Below are 2,270 nucleotides of genomic sequence, written 5' to 3'. Positions count from 1 at the left end.
GGAGCCGTCGGATGGTTACTGTCCTCGTATTTATAAGCGAAGTTATAACTCTTGGCTGTGTTCGTAGAGTCTACCTTCTGGATCTACGTCAGCGGCTCGCTCATCCTGCCGAAGGTCATTGCCATGTCGTAACTGGCGTTCTTCGCCTTGCCTGTAGCATGAATCAGTCGGTTTAACGCCTCATAGATATAAATGCGTATTGGTCTTTCTCCAAGAGTAGTTTCTTTACCTTGTACTTGACTTTGGTTCTTCTTCATTTTTTAGTTTCCCTGTGGAATCTGTCTGATAATATTTGACACCATACACTCTTCCCATTCCCATGTGCACGACTCTATATCGAGTGTCGGGTGCCAATACGGCACGCTTTGGATTATTTACAACCGTATCAATGTTAGGAAAGCATGCCTCCACTTGATATTTCGAAGAAATATTATTTAGATCAAGTGTGTCAATTCCTTTTTCTTTCTTTTTTTCTTTTAACTCTATATTATAGGAATAAAATAATTCTTTTTCGCCATCAGGCTCAATATAAAAACTTAACATATCATACACGTAGAAAGTCTGTTTCTCTTCGTCAAACGTGAAATCATGATTGTCGCATGCACAAAGTGTAAACACTATTGTTACCAATATTATTCTATTTTTTATTGCTTGTCTGTTTTTTGAATTCATTCCACCATTTATTGATTTGTTCGATTTTGTCTTTCTCCTTCAGTTTGTCATTCTTAAACAAATTCTCGACAGATGCTTTGAAGTGTGTCTTAACGAAGCCGCGGAAAGCTTTATATGTTTTAGTCCCTTGCTCAGCCTCTATTTCGCGAAGAGCATCGTCGTGGTTGCCAGCCTTAATATAACCTGCTATTGTTTTAAGCAAATATTTTGTCAGACCCTTATCGCGCGCAATCTGCTTAGTGTGTCCCACCTCGTGCGAGAATTGGCGGAACCAGAGGTCATAATCCTGCCCACTTTTGCTATTATCAAGATAATATGGCGACACAAGGATTCGTGCATTATTGGGAGAGCCGCCAATTGTAATGCAATTGCCTTCGGGTTGAGAAATGAATTCTTCAAGCCTTGCATTCTTCACATACGTAATGGGAACGTTCGCTACCAAAGACAATAAGTGAGCGGCTGATTCCGTAAAGGTATAGTATGTTACTTCATGGGGTATCCCCATTAACGTATTGGCGGAGCCTACTGCTTGGTACCGAACAACGGTTTCGACATGTTTTACAACAATGCCCTTAGGGAACATTCCCATAACATCGATATTCGCAATTGGACTCCCGTTACAATATGTATACGAACTTACCGACACATACTTTTCTGTTAAATTATCCACCCCATACCACAAACTTATGATTGGGTCCATGTATCTTGCACCGTAATAGTACAGACCAGTCTCTTCATCAAACTGTTTGCCGTTGAACTTATAGGGTAGTTCTTCACTGCTACTATGTTCGTCAACCAACAGTTCACCGTATGGCAGGTAAGCATCATACTGAGTGATATTGGCTTTATCATCTGTGATGTAAGATGTTGAGCCGAGGTGGTCACTGTGATAGAAGAAGGTCTCTTCACGTGTGGTATCATTAGGAATGTAGCCATAACCAGCCTGCGGGTCATCAGGGTTGCTCGGGTCATTCCAGCTTACAGGTGGACCGGGATTGGTATTCGGTGTGGTGTTGGGGCGTGGAGTCTGTATCCAACCCTGTGGCACATCATGGTTGCCGAGTGTGTCAATGATAGAGTTATATCCTCGTTTTGTATTCTCTGGGTCACCATACGCGCCCTTCATTGTAGGTACACCAGGAGCAATGCCCTGCTGCTTATAATACGCTTCCTTCTGACGTTGGATTTGGTTCATACGTTCAGCATAATCCTGCTGACCAGCTGTTACGTAAGAGCCATTACGCCCATAGACATTATTGAACAGACCTGTTCCTATCCTTGAAGCAACTCGTTTGTCACCAATGAAGTAATGCTTTGTAAAGCGGTTCTTGTTAATGCTGATTATTGAGGCAGGATAGAGCGTGAAGTTATCCGTCTCATGGAAAGTAATACCTTGTGGTGCTCCATTGATATACACACCTTCCATCGTACCATAACTCTTCATAATACGTTCACCAGCAGCGTTGTAAGTATAACGACTCGTCTTGCCGTTATCGCTTAAGACCATCAGGCGGTTATCTTCATCCCAATACATCTCACGGGTAGTATTCGCCGAATCGTTCGTTACCAGCGTTGGATTACCGTTGGCATCATACGTG

2 protein-coding genes and 1 pseudogene are annotated in these 2,270 nt (G+C 42.5%); all 3 read right to left on the bottom strand.

Going from position 1 to position 2,270, the window contains the following annotated elements; translation table 11 throughout:
• Nucleotides 1–257, bottom strand: a pseudogene (locus HMPREF9969_RS08130) (hypothetical protein); the annotation flags it as partial.
• Nucleotides 226–672, bottom strand: a complete 447-nt coding sequence (locus tag HMPREF9969_RS08125; RefSeq protein ID WP_050899974.1) for a hypothetical protein — start codon at nt 670–672, stop codon at nt 226–228. The gene HMPREF9969_RS08125 and the pseudogene HMPREF9969_RS08130, both read right to left, overlap by 32 nt.
• Nucleotides 638–2,270: RHS repeat domain-containing protein (locus tag HMPREF9969_RS08120; protein ID WP_009435338.1), on the bottom strand; the 1,633-nt coding region annotated here is incomplete at its 5' end. The genes HMPREF9969_RS08125 and HMPREF9969_RS08120, both read right to left, overlap by 35 nt.

It is taken from the genome of Prevotella sp. oral taxon 306 str. F0472, from assembly GCF_000257925.1.
Lineage (GTDB): Bacteria > Bacteroidota > Bacteroidia > Bacteroidales > Bacteroidaceae > Prevotella > Prevotella vespertina.
This window is presented reverse-complemented; position numbering and strand designations above follow the sequence as displayed.

Bases quoted from the DNA above. Each gene is read 5' to 3' on its own strand.
- HMPREF9969_RS08125 (WP_050899974.1), bottom strand. From the start codon at position 672: ATGAATTCAAAAAACAGACAAGCAATAAAAAATAGAATAATATTGGTA.